Raw genomic sequence first — 209 nt, 5'->3', positions numbered from 1 at the left:
CGGCCGGAGCGACACCACGGTGGAGGTCCGGCCGCGCGACGCCGGCAAGGACCAGGACGTCCGCGTCGCGGAACAGACCGACGTCACCTTCCTGAGCGGCCTGCTGACCGTCCGGACACCCAAGCAGCGCGCCCTGTTCGGGCGCACCGGCTCGGTCGACGTGACCGTCGCACTGCCCGCCGGCTCGCGCGCCGAGCTGACCGGGGCCT

1 pseudogene is annotated in these 209 nt (G+C 75.1%); it reads left to right on the top strand.

From position 1 onward, the window contains the following. Window positions 1-209, top strand: a pseudogene (locus J0695_RS41590) (DUF4097 family beta strand repeat-containing protein); the annotation flags it as partial.

It is taken from the genome of Streptomyces beijiangensis (assembly GCF_017315755.1).
Lineage (GTDB): Bacteria > Actinomycetota > Actinomycetes > Streptomycetales > Streptomycetaceae > Streptomyces > Streptomyces beijiangensis.
This window is presented reverse-complemented; position numbering and strand designations above follow the sequence as displayed.